The following is a 21,416-nucleotide window of genomic DNA, read 5'->3' on the forward strand; positions in this document are numbered from 1 at the left end:
ATTCCCCTCCTCTTATTTTTGTTGCCAAAAGAACATATAAAGCGGTTCATTGCGGACAAATAAGAGCAGCAGCATCGTGATGGCAACGTAATAGACGAGCAAACGTTCTCGCCGCTCGAATGAACGGAGAAGCTCAGGAATCAGTAGCATGACGAAGATTGAAAAGTACTGGACAATTCGCATCATCGAAGGGTTGATGAACGTTAATGGTAGGAAGCAAAGCGCCAACAGTAACGCATTTAAGTAGTGAGTTACGTTCGGATTGACCGCAATCATTTGTTCACGACGCCAAAGCGAGACAATCGTGATTAAAATCAAAATCATGGAGAAATTGAACGTACCTGCGCCCGTATAGTAGTCATACTCGTCATAACCGCTAATGGTACGGAAGAATTCGAAGAGTGGAACCCTAAAAACGAACAGGAATGGAATCAGCGCACCCATGAACAACAGATAGCGTGATGTAATCGTCTTCGTAGCCAAGAAATAAAACGGAAGGAAGACGAGTGCGGATTGATGAATCGTCGCTGCCAGCAACACGACACCGAGAAATGGCCAAAATCGTCTCGTTTGAATAAAGTAATAGCCGATCAACACGGCAATCGCCGTCGCAATTGTTTGGCGGATACCAGTAATGGCAAAGAACGCGTAAAACAGTGTTGAAAAAATTAGAAAACTGAGTAACGGTTCGCTAGAGTTTCGATAAATCCAAATCCCAAACGGAATCAAGAACAAGAGCGCAACCGTTAACAGGTACCACTGATAATTTTCTGTCGCCAGTTGAATTGTTTTTTGCAATAAGTAATAACCTGGATCTCTTCCGTCAGCGGCGCCAAAGAGAATGCTGACAAAATTGTCACCTAGACGTTCCCACGATATGCCTTTCGTCTCATCAAACATCCATTTGTATTGCATCGTATCGGCACCTACACTGAAATGTCGAAATCCTGATAAAAGTATCCACTGGCACGTCGCAATCGTCACAAACAGCAACTTTCCGTGCTTGATGCCATCATCACGCAGGAGGAGCGCCGCCCATGCAATCAGAAGCAACATATTAATCAAATAGATCCACATATGACCTCCTCCTTTTCCGCTTAACGATAACGAAGGTTCATCATTCCTCTATAGAGCATCAACACGCGATGATAGATGAACGAAGACGTCTGCAATTTCTTTTGTTCGAATTCACTTATATGACGGTTCCCAGCGAAACGTTTTAATAAATCCTCTCTTACTTCAGGTTCAGCCGAGCGATACACCGCCTTAAATACCGTTTTAATCTGAGGCGTGGTAACACTATTTTGGGCATCAAGTCGTACTAACAACTGTTCGAAAAAGCGAGCCGTCTCGATTGGCGCGAGGTCAGCTATTTTCTTCGTCTGTTGTTTTTCATGAATGCGTGTCTTCGAGTGTGGAGTCGTTGTCAATTTAAATTGATATCCTGCCAAAGCCATATCAACCCAGCACACCCAGTCCTGAATATATCGATACGTTGTTGGGAATCCTCCCACTTGTTCGAATGCTTGTTTGGGAATAAGTAACGCGCAGCCGCTCAAACAAGCTTTGAGTAAAAGGTAATCAAACATGGCCTCATCCGTGTACAACCCTTTCAACTGTCTTCTTGGACGATGGATGGGAGCCCCTGTTTCATTAATCAGTTTCGTACCACAAGACAATATATAGTTCTGAGCTTGATCACCAAGCTTCTGTAGTTCTTGGACTTGATTGTTCACCTTGTCCGGTTCATAAAGATCATCATGACTTAACCAAGAGAACCATTCACCGCGCATGTTCTCGATCCCAAGATTTAGTGCGGTCGATACTCCGCCATTTGATTTTTCATAATATCGAATTTGGTTTCCAAAGCTACGGGCAATAGCCGCTGTCGCCCCGCTGTCTGTCGATCCGTCGTTGACTACAATCACTTCCACACGCTCATACGTTTGAGCGAGGGCACTTTCAATCGTTTCCTTCAAATAGTCCGCTCCATTGTAGACGGGGATGACAATCGAGACGAGTGGGCGTTCCATTGTGGATTCCTCCTTTTTTCGTGGACCAAGCTTTCATACACTCCCAGATAATCCGTCACTCGCTCTTCCATTGAAAAGGAGGTGCGTGCGTGCTCGACACAGGAATCCGTGTAGTGTTCCTTTCCGAGTCTTTTCATTTTTTCGATGGCAGCTATAACGGCCTCTAACCGTTGGGGCTGTATGACTTCCCCACATGTAGGTGGAACTAGCTCTGGATTAGCTGTCGCATCGAGCACAACGACCGGCGTTCCTGAGGCCATCGCTTCCGCGGTCACTTTCCCGAATGATTCTTCGACCGATAAGTTGAGGAACACATCTGCGAGCGCATAGTAGTCAGCCAACTCCTCGATACGATTCGTTGAAGGAATATGGATCACATTCACGGGTAACGTAATGTCGGGAAGGTCTCCGACGAGCAACAATCGTGCTTCCGGCAACGCCTGTGCCACCTGTAAAAAGTCAGACAGTCCTTTCGAGTCGTCCCATGAGCTAGCGACGCCTAGTAGAACGAAACGGTTCTCTAACCCAAGCACCTCACGTAACCCTGATGTGTCCCGGGGGTAGAAAATATCGAGGTCGACCCAGTTATAAATCCGCCGAATCATCTTTGCATTACCGAGAAATGAAAATCGTGCTTCAATCGTGATCCAATCTGAGACGCCGATGACGGCTAATCGCGAGATGTTTTCGAACCATCGTTTTTTGTCCTGCCACATTTCAGCAGTCCGATCAAGACCCCAACTTGGATTATCAAGCGCAAGTCTAGGGCAGCTTCCGCATCCATCTCGCCAACGCTCACAACCGGTTCGCGTATAATGCGTGCACTTCCCGGTGTAAAACCAACAATCATGTAGCGTCAGTACCGTCGGCGTGTCAGTATGGCTGAGCCAATTAAACAATGTCTCGAAATGTATATAATTGCCGTGGAGGTTGTGCAAATGCACGACGTCAGGCTTGTACGATTCGATATAATCGATGAGTTCTGCCGTCGCCCCTTTTGAGAAATAACCTTGTTTCCCACTCAAGCGAGACAAGAGCGCATGTCGTTTTTGATCGAAGGATGAACCGATGCGGAACCCACTTCCCGTATCTGGACCTGTCGCATAAGCGACGACACTCTCATGGCCATGGGCAACCGCAACAGACGAAATCTCTTTACAAATCCGTCCCGTGCTTTTTTCTTCATGAATGGCATTGATGTGTAGAATCCGCATGGTTCTCCCTCCCTCCTTACTCGTACGTATAGGCGTAGTAGGCGTCCTTGCCGCCTCGTTCCCGCTTGTTCATAACGATTCCAAGCATGTGAGCACCAGACAAGACGAGCTGTTCTTTCGCCTTTAAGACGAGGTCGCGGTTTGAATTGTCACAACCTACGACGAGAATGGTTCCATCGGTCTCACTTGCCAACAGTCGACTGTCCGCCACGTGCATGAGTGGAGGAGCGTCCAAGATAACTAAGTCGTACTTTTCTTTCACCTCATCCAATAGTTGCTTCATCATTGGAGAAGCCAATAACTCAGATGGGTTCGGCGGAATCGGTCCCGCTGCCAGTAAATGAAGTTTTGGCACTTTCGTCATTTGAACCGCACGCTCAAACGATGTCCGTTTAGCGAGGACGGTAGACATACCGGTTTGCCCCGCTAGTTGGAATGTGAAATGCACCGTCGGCTTCCGCATATCACAGTCCATGAGCAACACCCGTTTTCCGAGCTGCGCATAGACGATGGCCAAGTTCGAAGCCGTCGTTGATTTCCCTTCACCTGGCGACGCTGACGTGACAACAATCGTCTGTAACGTCGCACCAAGTGCCGTGAACTGTAGGTTGGTCCGAATCGTTCGATACTGTTCGGCGATCGGGGATTTAGGATTTGCCAATGTGATGAGGCTACGCCCAGAATCACGATGTTTGTCTTGTCTCTTTGACAGGTGGAACATGTGGGTCATCTCCTTTCGGTTCTTTGGCAGCTTCAGCTTTTGCCTTCACCGCTTTGGGATTCATATCCCGTTTTTCAATGACCGGAATTGAACCAATCACTGGCATGGACAAAATCAGTTCTGCCTCACGTTCATCGTGAATCCGTTTATCAAACGTATGGCGGATGAGAGCAAGCGCTCCTCCGACCATGAAACCTGCAAGTAGACCAATCGCGGTGTTCATAACGAGGTTAGGAGCAATTGGATCACCGGGTACGACAGCTTCTGATAAAATGCGAACATTGTCGATGTTCATTAAATCAGGAATCTCACTCGCGAATACGCGCGTGATGACATTTGCAATTTCAGTCGCCACGACTGGATCAACGTATTGAACGACGATATTGATGACTTGCGAGTCCTCTTCACTTTCTACTAAAAGAATCTCACTGATGTCTGTCGGTGCTTCAGGCACTCTTTCTTGTACTTCGTTCAAGATGGCTGGACTGCGCATGATGACGCGGTACGTATTTACGAGCGATAGTGAAGAAGATACTTGGGCACTGTCAATCACGTTCGTACCGGCTTCTTCTTTAGGTACAATCAATACTTGTGTCGAAGCCTCATAAGTCGGTGCAATCACATACTGACTTAAATAATAGGCTGCCCCTCCTCCAATGAGCATCATCAACACGAGAAGTAAAAAGTTTTTCTTTAGGACTCCAAATATTTCTGAGAGTAACATCGTTTGACTTTTCACACGTAAGCCCTCCTTCAGACAAAGTTGCCTATACCATAATCCAATCGAGATGATGAGATCGTTCTATGTCTTTACTTCTTACCCGACGTTCTCTGCAAATCGAAAAGAAATGTCTACCATCTTTTCATGAACTATCACGTCGGCTTATCTTGAAGGAATTGAGAATAGATACGTCGCATCTCCGTCTTCGAGCGGTCGACGTCGAACGCCTTGACCGACTCACTGTTGTGGAGCCCCATCTGGTGGGACAAATCAAAATCGAGTTGCATCGTCCGGATTGCTCGAGCGAACCCTGAAGCGTCTTCCGGCGAACACTTATACCCGGTCACCCCGTCAATCGAATAGTCATTGATGCCGTGGACGTTCGACGTGATGAGCGGGAGTCCAGCAGCCATCGCCTCGAGCGCGGCCATGCCGAGCCCTTCGCGTTTCGATGGGAAAACGAAGCAATCCGACGCCTTCATCACTTCGATGACGTCGTCCCGAAAACCGAGTAAAGCGACTTGCCGCTCGAGCCCTAGCTCCCGGATAAGCCGTTCGAGGTGGTCGTTGTTGTCACCCGTCCCGGCAATCAAATAGCGGAGCGTGGGTTCTTTTAGCGAGGCGATGGCACGGATGATCGTCTCGTGATTCTTGTTCTCGTTCAACTCGCCGACCGATAACAAGACAAAGTCGGTGTCACTGTCGATGCCGAGGCTTTTACGCTTCAACGTTCGGTCGATTGTGATCGCCTCAATCCGTTTCGTGTCGACGCCGATGCCGGGGATACGGAACGTATGTGACGTCTTGAACGTCTGTGCCCGCGAGAAGTCCTCCTCATTGATGGTGACGATTGTGTCGGTCAGACGGGCGAGCGTTCGTTCAACTGGATAATACAGCATCCAGTTGAGTGACGGGCTGCCCTTGAAAAAATGGAATCCGTGCGCCGTATACATGCATGGCGTATGCGTCTGGCGGGCGACGAGCCGACCGACGACCCCGCCGATTGGCGAGTGGCAATGGACGAAGTGATAGCGGTTCGCCGTCATGACGGCCTTCAATTGTTGATAGGCACGGACGTGACTGTTCATCCGCTTGATGTCACGCTCGAAATCGATTTGGAACAAACCGACGTTACTATCTTGTAAGTCCTGTTTAATGCGGGCAATTTTCTCAGGCGAATACATGCTGCCCCACTCGAAGTTCGTGGCGACGTCGACCTGATAGCCCATCTCTTGGAGCATACGGATATTGTCGCGGTTGAAGCTCTCGATCATCGAGACGACCGAGGCGACCATGAGCACTCGTTTCATCGTTCTCCCCTCCTCATACACGTTTCCGAAGATAATCGACACCACGCAACATCAAGACGAGCGGCACGGTCTGTTCGTGCTTACAAAGCTGGAAGAACGTCCGCCACTTCACATCGAAATGATGCATGTCCATCTGTGAATAGGCACGCTTATATTCCTCTTGCCGGAGCACTTGTTTTAGCGACTCGGCCTGGGCGAGAAGTGACTTCGGTGCAGCGAGTTCGTTCAAGCCGATGCCAATCATACTGAGGGCGATTCGATTATAGAGGGCGTGATTGTACTCCTCCCCAAGTTGATGCGTCTCAATATAGCGCATCAATATATGAAAGAACTGCAGGCGAGAGGAGATGAGGTCTTTGTGATACACACTCGTTTCCGATGTGGCATTCGTTTTTCGGTAATGATAGACCGGATAGTCAATGTAAATAAATCGCTGGCAATGCTCCAACGCTTGGATTTGAAAATACAAGTCGATGAACGTCCCGTATGGACCGCCAAACGACAAATGTTTGATGAGGTCCCGGTGATAGAGCGTGATGCAATTTGAATTGAGCGCATCCACCGTTTCCGGATGAGCGAGCTCGTCACCGACGAGTCCGAATAAACGGCGGTGAACATAGCGTCTCGTCTGCGCTGCGTCATACGACAAAAAATCCGCCTCAAAGATTCGTTTAGGGAGGGAACGGTCGGTGTATTCACGGACGTACGTGCCCATGACGGCATCGGCACGTCCTGCCTCTGCGTGCTCGACCATTAATCGAATCGCATCTAAATCGAGCCAGTCGTCACTGTCGATGAACATGATGTACTCACCTGATGCCAATTGTAGGCCACGATTTCGGCAAGAGGAGCATCCTCGATTCGTCTGACTGATGACACGCATCCGTGGATCTTTGTCGTAACTCAAGGCGATGTCGAGACTATCATCCGTACTACCATCATCGATACAAATAATTTCGAGGTGTGGATAAGTTTGATGGACAAGGCTATCAAGACATTGTCTCAAGTAGGCACTTGTGTTGTGGATGGGCACGACTAAACTGACGAGCGGGGTAAGACTTGGCATGTGGGTCACTCCTTCTAGGTTGTCATTTCATGATGTGAGTGAAAGGCGATGATTCTATCCTCGTTGTTCCCGTAAGCCCTTCCCGGTAACTCACAAACAGAATGAGTGGTGGATAATCTTTTCGTGAAGTATAAAAAATGAAAAAAGCCGACCCTTGGGTCAGCTTCGTGTGTCAGTTAGGTTGTTCATGTAACAAGTTATGAAAGATATTATCAAACAGCCGCTCGTTCACCCGGTCCGACACGTATGAATTGTGCGGGGTGAGCGTCACCCATTCGAAGTTATAGAGCGCGTGGTCCGATGGGAGCGGCTCGGTCTCAAAGACGTCCAAGGCGACCCCGAAGAACTTCCCTTCCTCGAGTGCGGCGATGAGCGCCGTCTCGTCGATAATCGAGCCGCGCGCGACGTTCAACAAGACAGCGTCTTCTTTCATGGCCGCAAGCGCCTCCGCATCGATCATGTGATACGTCTCGTCGGTGAGCGGTAAAGCGATGACGATGACGTCACTCTCCGCCAAGACGTCGTGTAGCTCATCCATCAACACGTAACGGTCGACGAACGACACTTGTTTCTCGCGATGCCCGACGCCGATGATGGTCATATCGAACGCCCGGAGCCGCGTCGCAATCGCCTCTCCAACGTGGCCGAGGCCAAGCAAGGCGACGGTCTTTCCGGTCAGTTCGCGCAATCGACGCTCCTTCTCCCAATGCCGATTCGCCTGCTTCTCACGAAACGCCGCCCCATGCTTCATGAAGTCCAGCAATTGCCAGACGACCCATTCGGCCATCGGCACGGCATACGTGTCGCCGGCATTATAGATGCGGACGTCTCGTTCCTCGAGTTCGTCGAGCGGCAGACGGTCGAGTCCGGCGCTGATGGCTTGGACGAACCGCAGCCGTTCGAAATCCTCACATTGGCGATATTGAAACACATTGTTACAAATCAAGCCCTCGACCTCTGAGACATCGATGTCTGTTACGTCCGCTTCTTCGCGGAGCGTCGTCACCGTATAGCCGAGTTGTTCGAGTTTTGTGAGTTGTTCAGGAGCCAAACGCACTCCTGTTGACAGCAAATTCATGACAAAATCCCTTTCCGGTTCTGGATTTCCGTCGCGATGGCATCGACGGTCGAGACGAGGCTCAACCGGTTCAATTCCAACCACTCCGGTGTCGCGTATTCGAGCTGTTGCTCGTACACCCTAATTTTCCATACCCCTTCTTGGAACATTTGTGCCTGTCTGGCGTCAAATTTTCCGGTCACCCCGATATTGCAGAAGCTGCGCGACAAGATGGCGAGCGACGAGCCGAGTCGGACATGCTCCCCGAGCACCTTCTCGGCTGGGAGCTTCCCTTCCCCGATCCGGGCGATGCCACCGAAGCCGTACGGGATGCCCGATGCTTGAATTTGATGAACGACCGCCTCGATGGTCCCGTCGGCGAGCGGTTCAAACAGAAAGCTCTGCCCGTAACTGAGATGCAAGTCGTTCAATCCGATATGGACGTAGTCGATACCCGGTAGTTTGAGCACGTCCGGCATACAAGCGACGGCTTCTTTCGTCTCGCACAACAGACAGACCTTGGCTCGCTTGTCGACGAGTTCGATGAATGTCGCGACTTCGTCGCTTGTCTTATAGTATGGCAACATGACGACGTCGGCCCCGCGATTGATGACTTCATTGATCTCATAGCGTGATCCTTGGAAAATCGGATTGACACGAGCAAGCAGCTCGGCATGCTTCAACACCGCACGTAACCGACTCACGTCGCGGATTGCGTGGCGTGAAATGACCGTGTCGAGATGACCTTGTCGTTCTTCTTTTCCGTTCAGTTCTAAATCGACGAATACCCAATCGACTCCGTTCTGTTCAGCGAGCAGCGCAATCTCCGGCTGGTTCGTAATGTACATCAATTTTAAAGGCATGGCGAGCACTCCTTCCGTAAGTAGATTACTTTAGGAAAATAGCCCGTCCGAAAAACAACAAAACGGAAATGCGAATAATGCTTTTGCAATCCAAACCTTTCGTATCATGTTGTTTATTTATCGTCTGCCTCGTTATTTCGGGATGAGACCCTCATGTGGAATATGCTTTGATATCAAACCATTCTCGTAACTTCTTTTTGATTTTGTTTTAAATATGGTGAATCGGAAATAACTAACGTACAGTATAAAATTCGACAGTTTTCGGCAAAAGGGGTGACCAATTATGGAATGGATTGTGATATTTGGTGCAGGCGGTCACGCACAAGTTCTCATCGATATACTTGAACTAATGGGTGTTTATCGGATTGCGGGAATTTACGATGACAGTCCCAGTCTAGTAGGAAAGTTCATTGCTGGGTATCCGGTACTAGGACTGATTGATTCTAAGCTTGTGGCTCAGAAAGGGATTATCGGGGTCGGAGTGAATCACCATCGTGAGAACATTGCCAAAAAAGTTATGAAATACAATCCAGACTTTGAATTCGTCAACGCCGTGCACCCGAGTGCTATTATCGGCAAGAACGTCACCCTCGGCGCAGGAACGGCCGTCATGGCCGGTAGCGTCATCAACCCGAATGCCGTCATCGGTCCTCATAGCATCATCAATACGATGGCGTCGGTCGATCACGACTGTGTGCTCGAACCGTTCGCTTCAATCGCCCCGGGCGCGCATCTCGGCGGCAACGTCCGTGTCGGTGCCCGCACGTTCGTCGGTATGAGCGCGACGGTCATCCACAACGTCCACATCGGGCACGACACGGTCATCGGTGCCGGCGCCACAGTCGTGAAAGACATCCCGAACCACGTCGTCGCTTATGGCTCACCGGCCAAACCGATTCGGGGGCGGGTCATGAACGAACGATATTTGTAAGCAAAAACGAGGTCATCCCGCGCCGGGTGACCTCGTTTTTTCATTTCAGCTCGCGATGCAGTTCGCGGTCGGTGATATAGTCTGGCTCAAGTTTCAGGATGACCCGGTCGAAGGCACGCTGGAGACCAAACATCCCTATGCAGAGCGCAGCGAACAAGATAAAGAAGGACGGACCCAGCGAGCCGGAATCATACCATCCGAGAAGGGCGTACAGCATGACCAACCCGCATAACGTCAGCCAAAACGGCAACCGGACGAGCCGCTGATACGTCGCATTGTCGTTGAACGAGGCTCGGATCGTGCCAAGTTTCCATTCGCGAATGGCCAACGGAATGACGCCGAGAAACCCGATGCCGAGAACGACGAGTTCGAATTCAGTCACGTACTGGACGAGCGTTCCCGTGATGATGGCCGAAGTGGCCCCAATGATGAATGTCTTCGTCTTCCCTTGCCGTGCGTAATCGACAAGGCGACGGACATGTTGTTCACGTCTCATAGTCCTCCTCCTTCTTATTAATCAGGTTATTAAATCTATACGGATAAAAGGTAACGTATGTTTCAAACTAATATTGGAGAAAATATGTAGAATCAGCATTTAAATTCTACATTATTCGACTAATTATAAGGAGCACATTGTCCTTTCTTCGATTTTAGGTAAATGCAACATCCGTCGATTATAATATTCCTTACGCATTCTTACTTTCAAATCATGAAGGGGCTAGACGATGAACATATTAATTACAGGCGGCTATGGATTTATTGGCAGCACTCTCGCTGAACGATTCTTTAAAGAGGGTCATCACGTACATATACTTGATAATCTCTCATCTGGCACGAAATCAAATATTGATTTCAAACATCGCTTCTTAATCTCAGACATATCCGATCCGAATTGTGAAGCTTTTTTTAGAACATACTCCTTCGATGTCGTGATCCATTGTGCCGCATCGAATCAACATTCCCATCTATCTCACCCAGTTCAATCGAACGTGAACGGTCTCCTTAATCTATTGACACTTTCAAAAAAATATCAGGTGAAACAATTTATTTATTGTTCGACCTCAGAGGTATATGGAAATCAGAGTGAAGGACTCATTACAGAGACAACAGCCCTTGCTCCAGCCACACCGTTCGCACTTGATCAACTCCATGGCGAAGCGTACTGCGAACAATGGTCTGAATTGTATGGACTTCCAACGCTCATACTCCGATTGGGTCATGTTTATGGACCGAAGCAACATACGAGTTCAGAGAGTTCACTCATCACCACTGTGACCTCTGCCGCTTCAAAAGGGACGAATATTCTCCTAAATGGTAGCCCTGACTGGACATACGACTTCATTTTTGTAGGGGATGTAGCCGATGCCGTATATCGCAGTGTCATGAGTCAATTAACCGGCATATACAATCTATCATCTAGCACTCAAACTTCTCTGCGCCGTTTATCTGAACTTGTCGGTTTGAATGACGTGACATACAGTCATACTGCCAAGACACACGCAGCTCCATTTGAAAATCGCAAATTAAAAACCGACTTAGATTGGGTACCAAAGTATACGATTGAAGAAGGACTGCACGCAACTCGGTTGTACTATGACAAACATGAAGTTGCAACGTCTGTCTCCGACGAGAAGAAATCGACGAAGTTCACCGCGCTCTTCTCGCACCCGTTTGTTCGAATTGCTGAGAATTTAACGTTATTTCTCATCTTTTTTGCTCTCTCACTCATCATGACACCTGTTGTAGATGCACCCGATTATTGGTTTATCTATGTGTTATTAGCTGCCTTACTGTTCGGGAAAACCCAATCCCTCGTAGCCTCGATTTTGGCTGTTGGTGTTCAATTCTATGATCATGCTGCGACCGGTCGAAACATTCTCTCTTTGTTCGTCGATAACTCAATTCTCGCGGTATTTACAATTTACCTATTGATTGGACTAATCGTGAGTTATGTCATGGACCGTCGCAAAATTGAGATTCAGTTTTTAAAAGATGAGTTAGCCGCAACGAGTGAACGTCACCACTTCTTAAATGAGATTTATGAAGAAACACTCGATATCAAAAATCAGTTACATCAACAAATCATTCGTTCGGAAGACAGTATCGGAAGTGTTTATGAGGCGACGCGTGCGCTTGACAGCTTAGAGCCGGAAGGACTGTTTGTCGGATCAATTTCTGTACTCGAAAAAACATTGAAGGCTAACCATTTCGCCATCTATTTAGTAAATCAATCTGCTTTTGCACGATTAGCAGCCAAATCAGCCAATCCCGAGTTTCACCCTAAAAATTCACTAGACCTCGAGCAACATTCGCTAGTGAACGAAGTGGTTCAATCTAAAGAAATTGTGTTTAATACAGCGCTCACTCCAGAGGAAGCCATGTTCGGCGCGCCGTTGCTCCGCCAAGGCGAAATATTTGCTGTGATTTTATGTTATCAAGTCCCGTTCCAAAACTTGACGCTGTCCTACCGAAACCTAATCGATGTTATGACGCGCTTGATCAACTCATCGCTCGATCGTTCATTTGGTTATATTGACGCCGTCCAACTTGATCGATACGTCGGAAATACAAACGCTCTGAAACAAGACTATTTCGAACGGATTGTCATGCAAAAAGAACAGGCCAAAGTAGAGTTAAATATCCCTTACACGTTATTACACATTCGCGACTCCCTAACTGATACTGTCCTACACTCGGTAGATGCCACATTACGAACGACAGATTATTTAGGTTATCGTGACGACAATGAACTGTATGCCCTATTATCAAACGCGACGGTAGATGAATCGCAAATCGTTATTGAACGGTTAGCCCAAAAATCCATTCATGCCGAGGTCGTGGAGGACGTATCCTATGTTGAGTAACGCCTTAATCCTCCACTATGTTTTGACAGTGATTACTCTTGTCATCGTCTTCCTCAAACAACGGAAAGATTTTATTCCAATGGCCTTCACGCTGATCGCTTTACCATTTTTCAGCTGGGGAATCATCTACTATTTGCAACGTTCGAAACACGATGCAACAGAACTCCCTGATTGGCTTTTACGAAAAGAGGCCTATGAAGACGTAAGTCTAAGCCTCCCGGATAAATCAAGTGAGACAAATATGATTTCTCTACAAGATGCATTGATTTTAAATACGAATCAAATTAAACGTAAAACACTCATGAACATCTTAAAAAATGATTTCCTCCAACAGGCACCGATGCTTGCAGCTGCTTTGAAGAGTGAAGACAATGAGACGTCTCATTACGCGGCAACCGCACTTCAACAAGCTAAGACGCACCTCTCTAAACAACTGCGTCATCTAGAACGCGAACTCGAAGAACGGCCTGAGGACCCACAAGTTATTAAATCGTATTTACAAATTTTAAAACAGATCATGGATATGGAGTTTCTAGACAGACGGACCCAAATGAAGTATGCCTACACCTATCTCCATGCGCTAGCCAATTTGATTGATGTGGATGACCGTGCCGAAACCATCTATCATGTGGAGCGTATCCAGATGGCACTTTCGCTCGGTGAATATGAGCATGCGCTTCAAGCGAGTGATTTGTTTTTACATCAACATCCTACGAACGAAACGGCCTATTTTGAAGCAATGGCCGTTCATTATGCAATGAAAAATGTAAAGCGAGTCCACGAAATGATTCATCTGCTTCGCTCCTCTGAAGTACGTTTATCGCCGGATGGACTCAATCAACTACGATTTTGGATATAGGTGAAAACAGTGAAACATGCGTTCAAACTTGAAAAAGGATTATATATTATCGGAGTATTTATCGCCGTATTAGGTGTTCTATTTGTTTTGATTCGATCAGACTATGTGCTGAAGCTACCTTTGTTTAACGAGTCATCCGTTAGTGCAATTCGCACCCAATCGATTGACCCTAATAAAGACGGGACAATCGATTCGTTTTTGATTATCAACAGTCAAAAAGAAACGCGCCTTAGTTCATCTCTACAAACACGGCTTGAAGGTATCGGTAAACGTGTGACCGTGTCCTCGATTGAAAAGCTAACGAGTCTACCCGAAGCCACAACCGTCATCATCGCGACAGAACGGCTCGACTTGTTACGTGACCGAGACATTCTCTTAAATTATGTAGGCAAAGGGGGAACTGTCTTTTTTGCGACGAGACCTTCTCCAAGTCCCCGTTTCATGGAGATATACCGTCACGTCGGTTTGATTGAGGTGGGTAACTTTGTCGAGACGACCGGAATTCAATTAACGAATCCGTTTTTCGGTGCCTCTGACTATCAAACGTTCGAGACCGAAGAGCTGATTAATTCGTCCCTATCCGTTCGTCTTGATCCGAACGCGACATTACTCGCACGTTCGAGCCAAGATGTCCCGCTGCTTTGGCAAACCGACTATCAAGCCGGTCGTTTCATTTTCTTCAACGGAACGATGATGGAGGATCCTTTAGAACACGCCTTGTTCTTTGTTGGTCTGTCACACACAGACCCAATGCTACGCCCTATTTTGAATACGAAAATCACAGCGTTACATGGCTTCCCGTTTCATAGCTCGGACGAAAGAAACATCTCATCCTCGATGACAGATCGAGACTATTATCGAAATATCTTTTGGGCAGAACTCCAGCGGGTGGAAGCTAAGTATGACTTGAACTACGTGATGGCTACGGCAAGCCCGTCTTTGAATCCCCAACTAGAGACGTCTGCTTACTCCGAAGATTTGGCACTCTATGGACGCGAGACGTTACGGTCGGGTGGTGAGGTCGCCATTATATCGGCCCCTGAAAAGCAGCAAGAAGGTTGGTATAAGGCCAATAGTCAACAACTCCAATATGCGCTTCCAGGTCTCACCGTCAAAACCGTTCTTGCTACTTCACCGCTCGACGAGACGCGGCTCAACAAATCCTTTTCAGATGTGACTGTAGCCCTTGGCGGTACCCAATTCCCTACCATGCAAGAGGACCAATTGCGACTCCCTTCTGCTCCTAGCGACTTCACCAACACAGACTTGACGAAGTGGTATACGTTTAATGAGCTCGTCTCGAGCGGACTCATCTCCACACAAATCATGCCTCAAGCCGTCACGTCAGAAGAAGGTGGCGAACAATTTCTGGCTTCTTTTAAAGACAGTCATGAGATGCAACAACGAGAAGTACCATGGCTCCGCTCCACAAAAGCGTCAGACGTAGCAGACAACCATCACTTCTTTAACGGCTCGATTTATACGAAAAAAACAGATAACACCTACACGTTCACGCTTGACGAAGGATCGGATGAAACATTCTTTTATTTCACGACACCCATCCCGGTAGCGGACTACACCGATTGTCAGCTTGAATCAATCGGTCCAGGTTTATACCTCGTGAAGTCGGAGTCGTTATCGTTCACGATTCAATTGGAGGAAACGATATGAAAATTTGTCTAATTTCAGAAGGGGCCTATCCTCACGTCACAGGTGGTGTCTCGAGCTGGATTCAATCCATCATTACGCAAATGCCTGAACATGACTTCATCGTTTATTCGATTTCCGCTAAAGAATTAAAAGGCGCGAAGCCCAAATATACGCTCCCTCCGAATTTGATTGAATTGCGAGAAATTCATCTCGGGGATTACTTGGATCAAGCCATCGTGACCGGAAAACGTTACAAATTGACTGAAGCCGAACGGTTGGCCTTCCTCTCCCTTATGTCTAACCGTCAGACCGATTGGGATGTCCTATTCAACTTCTTTACGAGTGGCCGAATCGATTCGGTTATGAACTTTTTAGGAAGCAAAGATTTTTATGACATCGTCACCATCCTGTGTGAAAAACGTTTCATGCAAGTTCCGTTCACGGACATGTTTTGGGCGCTACGTTCGATGTTACTTCCGCTCTTCGTCTGCATCGATCAAAAAGTGCCCGTTGCCGACGTCTATCATAGCGTGTCGACGGGATACGCCGGCGTCTTAGGGGCACTTGCGAAGTATCAGTACGGAAAACCATTGCTTATCACAGAACATGGGATTTATACACGTGAACGTGAAGAAGAAATCATTAAGTCCTCATGGATCAAAGGCTACTTCAAGGATGTATGGATTGATTACTTCTACAGTTTATCCAACTGCGCCTATCAATACGCCGACGACGTCAGTACTTTGTTCGAAGGGAATCGTGAAATCCAATTGGAGCTCGGTTGCCCCCCAAACAAGACGTTTCTCATTCCGAACGGTATCGATGTCGCTCGATTTTCGCCCGAACTCCGGGCGACACGACCTGGGATTCATATCGGGGCCATCGTACGTGTTGTCCCAATCAAAGACATCAAGACGATGTTACAGGCGTTCGCGCTTGTTCAGGAGACCTTCCCTGACTCCAATTTTTATATCATCGGTCCCTTGGACGAAGATGAAGATTACTACGACGAGTGCCTCGACTTAATCGACACACTTGATTTACAGAACGTACATTTTACTGGACCTGTCAACGTCACGGACTACTTGACGTTCATGGACATTCTTGTCCTCTCAAGCATTAGCGAAGGACAACCTTTGGTAATTTTAGAGGCGCTTGCGATGGAGATTCCCTTTGTCTCGACCGACGTCGGAGGGTGCCGTGAACTATTAGAAGGACCAGAAGATCACTACGGTCCAGCCGGCGCAACTGTCCCTGTCATGCATTTTCACCTACTGGCGTTAGAGATCATAAAATTAATCGAGCGCCCGGAATCGAGAATGACATATGGACAAAATGGGCGGGAACGCGTCCTCAACCGTTACACGCTCCACATGATGATTGACCGTTATAAATCTTATTACGAGAAAGGAGAACGTCATGGCCGGAATCGGATTTCAACTGAAGCGTCTGTATGACCAATCTAGCTTTTTCGGACAACTCCGCGCCTATGGATATTCCTCGATTACTGCGGTCGGTCCTATGTTTTTATCCATACTGTTAATCACAGCATCACGCGAATGGCTTCTCTTTTTGGACGTCGCCGCAACAGAGATTAACATCTATATGGCAGCGGTCCAATACACATTTATCTTCTCTCAATTGCTGACTGGTGGCTTTTTGTTCACGATTTCTCGGTTCGTAGCCGATCAGACGTTTTTAGAGAAAGAAGAGCACGTCTTGTCGTCTTTATACGGACTCATCAGTCTCGTCGTCTTAATCGGGTTTGTGATGACGGTCGTCTTCTACGCCGGGTCTCCGCTACCTTTCAGTTATAAGCTCGTGACGTATTTATACTTCACCCAGCTCTCTGTCATTTGGATTTTATCGATGTATGTGTCCGCTCTGAAAGACTACAAAAAAATCGTCAAGAACTATTTACTCGGAACGATTGTCGCGGCATTTTTCATTTGGCTGTTGACGGGACCACTCGATTCAGCGACACCGACCTCGGTCTTCATCGGACTAAACATCGGCTTTTTTATCATCTTGATTCGGTTATTCCGAGACATCCACAATTACTTTCAAGTGAACGATCGTAATTACTTTTATTTTCTCGTCTATCTCGAGAAGTACCCGCTCCTGTTTTTAATTGGTGTTGCCTATTATTTTGGTTTATACGGACATAATTTGGCGACTTGGTTTGGAGACCGGGCCATCGTTGTCGGGGAGACCTTCTTAATGGCGCCTTATTATGACACTCCGGTGTTCTACGCCTATTTGAGCGTCTTGCCTTCTCTCGTGTTGTTTATGGTCACGCTCGAGACGACTTTTTATACGACGTATAAAAAATATTACGGTCGGATTTTGAACGGATACCCGTACAAAGATATTCAGAACGCAAAACAAGAGATGTATCGAACACTTGGTTCCGAGCTCTTGTTCATGGCTCAAGTTCAAATGTTAATCACGTTCATCTTCTTATTTTTAGGTGTGCGTCTGCTTCCCTTCCTAGGGATGACGCAAAACCAAATCGATATTTACATTATCGTGGTACTCGGTAGTTGGTTCCTCAGTTTGATCATCACGTTCTTCTTGATTTTGCTTTATTTTGACGAACGTCGCGCTGCCATCAGTTTGACTGGATTTTATGCGGTGGCGAGCTTCACGACTACCCTGTTGTTTGTACTCGGTTTCGATATGTACGGCGTCGGCATGTTCCTCTCCTCCGTCCTCGGGTTTCTATGGGGAGCTCGTCTGCTCATCCGGAGCTTAAATGACATCGACTATACCACGTTCTGTTCACAGCCGATTGTCTACCAAGAAATCACGACGAAAACCGAACGATTCTTGCGACGAATCGGCAGCTTGTCATGAAAGAAGGAGTTAATTAATGAAACGGTTGCCTTATCCGAAAACGACAATCAGTATCATCTGCTTATTTTTTGTTTTGCTTGGCCTTCAAGCCATTCTAAAGTCTCCATCGACATCGACGTCGACATCAGCCTCATCGACTGTCACATCGCCAGAGGCAAAATCGTCCGAAACGTCGTTCGCTGAAGACAAACGGGTGTATGCCAGCCATGATGGCAACCGGCTTGAGCACGTATACGTCACTGTGTTCGACCAAAAGTCGGTACCGGAAAACGACATCACTCTGTATGATTTAAATGAATCGTATAAACAGTATAGCAACCTTGAGAGCGGTCCGAAGCTGTTCGTCCATTTTGAGTCAGGCGATGCTGAAGGTCCTGATTCCATCAACTTGTTTGATGACGCCACCGTCAATGCCACCATCGAACTACGGGGGCGATCGAGCCGTTTAGAACCACAAAAGTCGTATAAAATCCGACTCCAAGACAGCGCCGGGCTGTGGTACGGCCAAAGTGTACTGAATTTAAATAAACATGCGGACGACCGGACACGAGTTCGCAATCGTTTGGCCTTCGCCTATTACGAACAACTCGATGATATCTCAAGTTTGCGTACCAACTTCGTTCAATTGCATGTCCGCGATATGACGGATCCGAGCCAGGCTGACGAATTTGTCAGTTACGGCCTCTATACGCATGTCGAACAACTGAATGAGGAGGCGCTCTCTGCGCGCGGATTGAACCCAGATGGTCATTTATACAAAGCAGAAAACTTTGAGTTTCACCGCTACCCGGATGCCTTAAAAGCGAAAGACGATCCGACTTATGACAAAAAAGCATTCGAGTCGGTGCTCAAAATCAATGGTTCGGATAATCATGAAGAGTTGTTAACCATGCTCGATGATTTGAATGATTTATCCAAACCGTTCGACGAAGTATTCGACACCTATTTCGATGAGGACAATTACTTAACGTGGCTTGGGACGAATATTTTGTTTGGAAACTATGACACGATGTCGACGAACTATTATTTATATAGTCCGCTCAACTCGGAAAAATGGTATTTCATGCCTTGGGACTTCGACAAAGCACTCGGGCGAGATACTGAACGGACGGACGTCATGCCAAGTTGGCAACAAGGTGTCCAACGTTACTGGGGAACTGTCCTCCATCGCCGTTATTTAAAAGACCCGGATCACGTCGAGGCACTGAAGAAAAAAATGGAGGAATTGACGCGCGTCATCAATGCGGACAATACGAAACGATTGATTGATGGATTCTATCCGGTTGTCGCCCCACTCGTCACGAGTGAACCAGATATTCGCTTCTTAAGCGTCGAAGCAAAAGATTATGCGACGAGTTATCGTACACTCGAAAATATCACTTCGAAATATCATAAAGATTTTATTCGTTCTCTCGAAAATCCAATGCCGATTTTCCTTAACTACGCTCGTGAAGGGAAGCAAGATGTCTTCCGATGGGATGCTTCATACGACATCCAAAACGATGAGTTACGATATCACTTTGAATTGAGTAAATCTCCTGATTTTTCAACGCTCGTCACCGAAAAGCAAAACATGACGACGTTTTCTCAGTCGATTCCAAGCCTTGACCCCGGTCGTTACTATTGGCGTGTCACGGTCACAGATGCGGAAGGAAATACACAAATCCCATTTGACTATTACCGTGATAACGACCGTACGATGCATTGGGGAGTCCAACAAATTGTCATACCAGGAGCAAAACCATGAAGCGATTCCGGCACGAACTCAAATACTTTATTAATGAAAAAGATTACGCGACCCTTCGCGACAAAATCAGTCTCGTCCTGACTCAAGACCGGCACTCCGTCAGTCGGGACGGCTACTTGATTCGCAGTCTTTATTTCGACAACGTGTATGATCACGATTTGATTCAAAAAAACAGTGGAATCTTCCGCCGTAAAAAGTTTCGGATCCGAACGTACAACTACTCAGAAGACGTCATCAAGCTCGAGAAAAAAAGTCGGCAAGGTGAATACATTTTAAAATCCTCTGTCCCGATTACGCGTGAAGAATATGAACAAATCTTAGACTGGGACTATGACTTCTTGTTGAAGAAAACAGGGCAGCTATACCAAGAGTTTTACTACTATCTGACGAGCTCCCAAATGCGTCCCCGTGTCATCGTCGACTATGTTCGTGAGGCATACGTCGGGACCCTCGGCAATGTCCGAGTCACGTTCGATAAAGAGCTCAGCTTCGTCACGAACAGTGTCGATTTGTTCGAGAAGCACCCTGTATCGGAAGAAGTACTCGACTATCCAAAGACGATTTTGGAAGTGAAGTACGATGAATTCTTGCCGGAGTATGTACGCCAATTATTGCAGTTAGAGTCACACCAACGATCTGCCATTTCGAAGTATGTTCACTGTCGGATGGCCAGCATTCGTTATCATGGATTATGAAAGAGTGGAATCAATGGATACAACAATAAACTTTAACGATGTCATTAAAAATAGCTTCTTAAACGAATTTACCTTCGGAAATTTATCAATTATCGATGTGATGTTAGGGTTGTTGACTGCTTTTATTGCCGGCGGCTTCATCTACTTCATCTATAAAATGACATACCGAGGTGTCCTGTACAGTCCGAGTTTCAATGCCACGTTGCTCGTCATGACGATGATTACGTGCCTCGTCATTATGACCATTTCGACGAACGTCGTCTTATCACTCGGGATGGTCGGTGCACTCAGTATCGTCCGTTTCCGGACAGCCATCAAAGACCCGTTCGACGTCGTCTTTATGTTTTGGGCAATCGCGGCCGGCATCTCGAGTGGCGCGGGACTCTACTTTTTGACGTTGTTCGGCGCGGTTGTCGTCGGAGCTGTCATCTTCATGTTGTCCCGGAAAAAGCATACCGATACGCTTTATCTTCTCGTAATCCATTACTATGAAGATGGGAACGATGAAGTACGACGTGAACTGCAGCAACTCGATTACACGCTCAAATCAAAAATCGTTCGGAAAGATGTCGTCGAATTGACGGCGGAGTTACGCTTGAAAATCGACAATACAGCTTTCATGAACCGACTGAACGATATTGAAGAAGTCCGCGACGTCTCACTCGTCCAATACAACGGAGACTACGCCGTATAATCCAATCCAATGGACTCACCTCATGGTGAGTCCATTTTTGTCTAAATAAAGAAATCTGAAAATTCCTAAATGTAAGCGTTGACATTTTGTTTTGGCACGTGCTACATTTCAAGTATCAAATAACAACTGAACGGT

Annotated in this window: 19 protein-coding genes; 9 read left to right on the top strand and 10 right to left on the bottom strand. The window is 47.1% G+C overall.

The genetic code is table 11. The features are described 5' to 3' along the window. Positions 1 to 12 precede the first annotated feature (12 nt). From KNP84_RS03305 to KNP84_RS03345, 9 genes are all read right to left on the bottom strand, one after another. Entirely contained in the window at positions 13 to 1,077 is a 1,065-nt protein-coding gene (locus KNP84_RS03305; RefSeq protein ID WP_021066343.1) for an EpsG family protein, read from the bottom strand. Between the two features lie 20 nt (positions 1,078 to 1,097). Next, complete coding sequence (locus KNP84_RS03310) at positions 1,098 to 2,033, bottom strand: glycosyltransferase family 2 protein (RefSeq protein WP_215114232.1); 936 nt, start codon at positions 2,031 to 2,033, stop codon at positions 1,098 to 1,100. Continuing rightward, entirely contained in the window at positions 1,976 to 3,247 is a 1,272-nt protein-coding gene (locus KNP84_RS03315; RefSeq protein WP_215114233.1) for a glycosyltransferase, read from the bottom strand. The genes KNP84_RS03310 and KNP84_RS03315 overlap by 58 nt, the downstream gene beginning before the upstream one ends. 16 nt (positions 3,248 to 3,263) lie before the next feature. Beyond that, a complete protein-coding gene (locus KNP84_RS03320) occupies positions 3,264 to 3,908 on the bottom strand; it encodes a CpsD/CapB family tyrosine-protein kinase (protein WP_353049098.1) in 645 nt (214 codons plus the stop codon). A 22-nt stretch (positions 3,909 to 3,930) separates the two neighbouring features. Beyond that, positions 3,931 to 4,707: a YveK family protein gene (locus KNP84_RS03325; protein ID WP_021066339.1), complete on the bottom strand. Its 777-nt coding sequence runs from the start codon at positions 4,705 to 4,707 to the stop codon at positions 3,931 to 3,933. A 134-nt stretch (positions 4,708 to 4,841) separates the two neighbouring features. Then, positions 4,842 to 5,999, bottom strand: coding sequence for a glycosyltransferase family 4 protein (locus KNP84_RS03330; protein ID WP_021066338.1), 1,158 nt, complete (start codon positions 5,997 to 5,999; stop codon positions 4,842 to 4,844). A gap of 13 nt (positions 6,000 to 6,012) precedes the next feature. Continuing rightward, positions 6,013 to 7,065: a glycosyltransferase family 2 protein gene (locus KNP84_RS03335; RefSeq protein ID WP_081637921.1), complete on the bottom strand. Its 1,053-nt coding sequence runs from the start codon at positions 7,063 to 7,065 to the stop codon at positions 6,013 to 6,015. Between the two features lie 172 nt (positions 7,066 to 7,237). Further along, positions 7,238 to 8,143, bottom strand: coding sequence for an NAD(P)-dependent oxidoreductase (locus KNP84_RS03340; RefSeq protein WP_021066336.1), 906 nt, complete (start codon positions 8,141 to 8,143; stop codon positions 7,238 to 7,240). Further along, complete coding sequence (locus KNP84_RS03345; RefSeq protein ID WP_215114234.1) at positions 8,140 to 8,985, bottom strand: aldolase/citrate lyase family protein; 846 nt, start codon at positions 8,983 to 8,985, stop codon at positions 8,140 to 8,142. Before KNP84_RS03345 ends, KNP84_RS03340 begins: the two co-directional genes overlap by 4 nt. A gap of 283 nt (positions 8,986 to 9,268) precedes the next feature. Here KNP84_RS03345 and KNP84_RS03350 point away from each other — a divergent pair, with 283 nt between their 5' ends. After that, positions 9,269 to 9,916: an acetyltransferase gene (locus KNP84_RS03350; protein WP_215114235.1), complete on the top strand. Its 648-nt coding sequence runs from the start codon at positions 9,269 to 9,271 to the stop codon at positions 9,914 to 9,916. Positions 9,917 to 9,956: 40 nt separating this feature from the next. Here the strand turns inward: KNP84_RS03350 and KNP84_RS03355 are convergent, their stop codons facing one another. Then, on the bottom strand, positions 9,957 to 10,412 hold the full coding sequence (locus tag KNP84_RS03355; RefSeq protein WP_215114236.1) for a hypothetical protein: 456 nt from the start codon (positions 10,410 to 10,412) through the stop codon (positions 9,957 to 9,959). Positions 10,413 to 10,641: 229 nt separating this feature from the next. Between KNP84_RS03355 and KNP84_RS03360 the strand changes: the two genes are divergently transcribed. The 8 genes from KNP84_RS03360 (at position 10,642) to KNP84_RS03395 (ending at position 21,281) form a co-directional block, all read left to right on the top strand. After that, complete coding sequence (locus KNP84_RS03360; RefSeq protein ID WP_215114237.1) at positions 10,642 to 12,780, top strand: NAD-dependent epimerase/dehydratase family protein; 2,139 nt, start codon at positions 10,642 to 10,644, stop codon at positions 12,778 to 12,780. Then, entirely contained in the window at positions 12,770 to 13,639 is an 870-nt protein-coding gene (locus KNP84_RS03365) for a bacterial transcriptional activator domain-containing protein (RefSeq protein WP_214710838.1), read from the top strand. Before KNP84_RS03360 ends, KNP84_RS03365 begins: the two co-directional genes overlap by 11 nt. A 279-nt stretch (positions 13,640 to 13,918) precedes the next feature. Beyond that, the gene (locus tag KNP84_RS03370) at positions 13,919 to 15,310 is read left to right on the top strand and encodes a DUF2194 domain-containing protein (protein WP_215114238.1); all 1,392 of its coding nucleotides are present in this window, start codon (positions 13,919 to 13,921) and stop codon (positions 15,308 to 15,310) included. Next, complete coding sequence (gene pelF, locus KNP84_RS03375) at positions 15,307 to 16,746, top strand: GT4 family glycosyltransferase PelF (RefSeq protein WP_214803823.1); 1,440 nt, start codon at positions 15,307 to 15,309, stop codon at positions 16,744 to 16,746. The genes KNP84_RS03370 and pelF overlap by 4 nt, the downstream gene beginning before the upstream one ends. Further along, a complete protein-coding gene (pelG, locus tag KNP84_RS03380) occupies positions 16,709 to 18,145 on the top strand; it encodes an exopolysaccharide Pel transporter PelG (RefSeq protein ID WP_215114239.1) in 1,437 nt (478 codons plus the stop codon). The genes pelF and pelG overlap by 38 nt, the downstream gene beginning before the upstream one ends. 16 nt (positions 18,146 to 18,161) lie before the next feature. Then, a complete protein-coding gene (locus KNP84_RS03385; protein ID WP_215114240.1) occupies positions 18,162 to 19,892 on the top strand; it encodes a CotH kinase family protein in 1,731 nt (576 codons plus the stop codon). Continuing rightward, positions 19,889 to 20,587 (top strand): polyphosphate polymerase domain-containing protein, encoded by a 699-nt coding sequence (locus KNP84_RS03390; RefSeq protein ID WP_021066326.1) that lies wholly within the window; start codon positions 19,889 to 19,891, stop codon positions 20,585 to 20,587. The genes KNP84_RS03385 and KNP84_RS03390 overlap by 4 nt, the downstream gene beginning before the upstream one ends. Positions 20,588 to 20,687: 100 nt before the next feature. Further along, positions 20,688 to 21,281 carry a DUF4956 domain-containing protein gene (locus tag KNP84_RS03395; protein WP_251131115.1) on the top strand — a complete coding sequence of 198 codons (594 nt, stop codon included), beginning with the start codon at positions 20,688 to 20,690 and terminating at the stop codon, positions 21,279 to 21,281. Positions 21,282 to 21,416 lie beyond the last annotated feature (135 nt).

This window comes from Exiguobacterium sp. s70 (assembly GCF_018618315.1).
GTDB lineage: Bacteria > Bacillota > Bacilli > Exiguobacteriales > Exiguobacteriaceae > Exiguobacterium > Exiguobacterium chiriqhucha.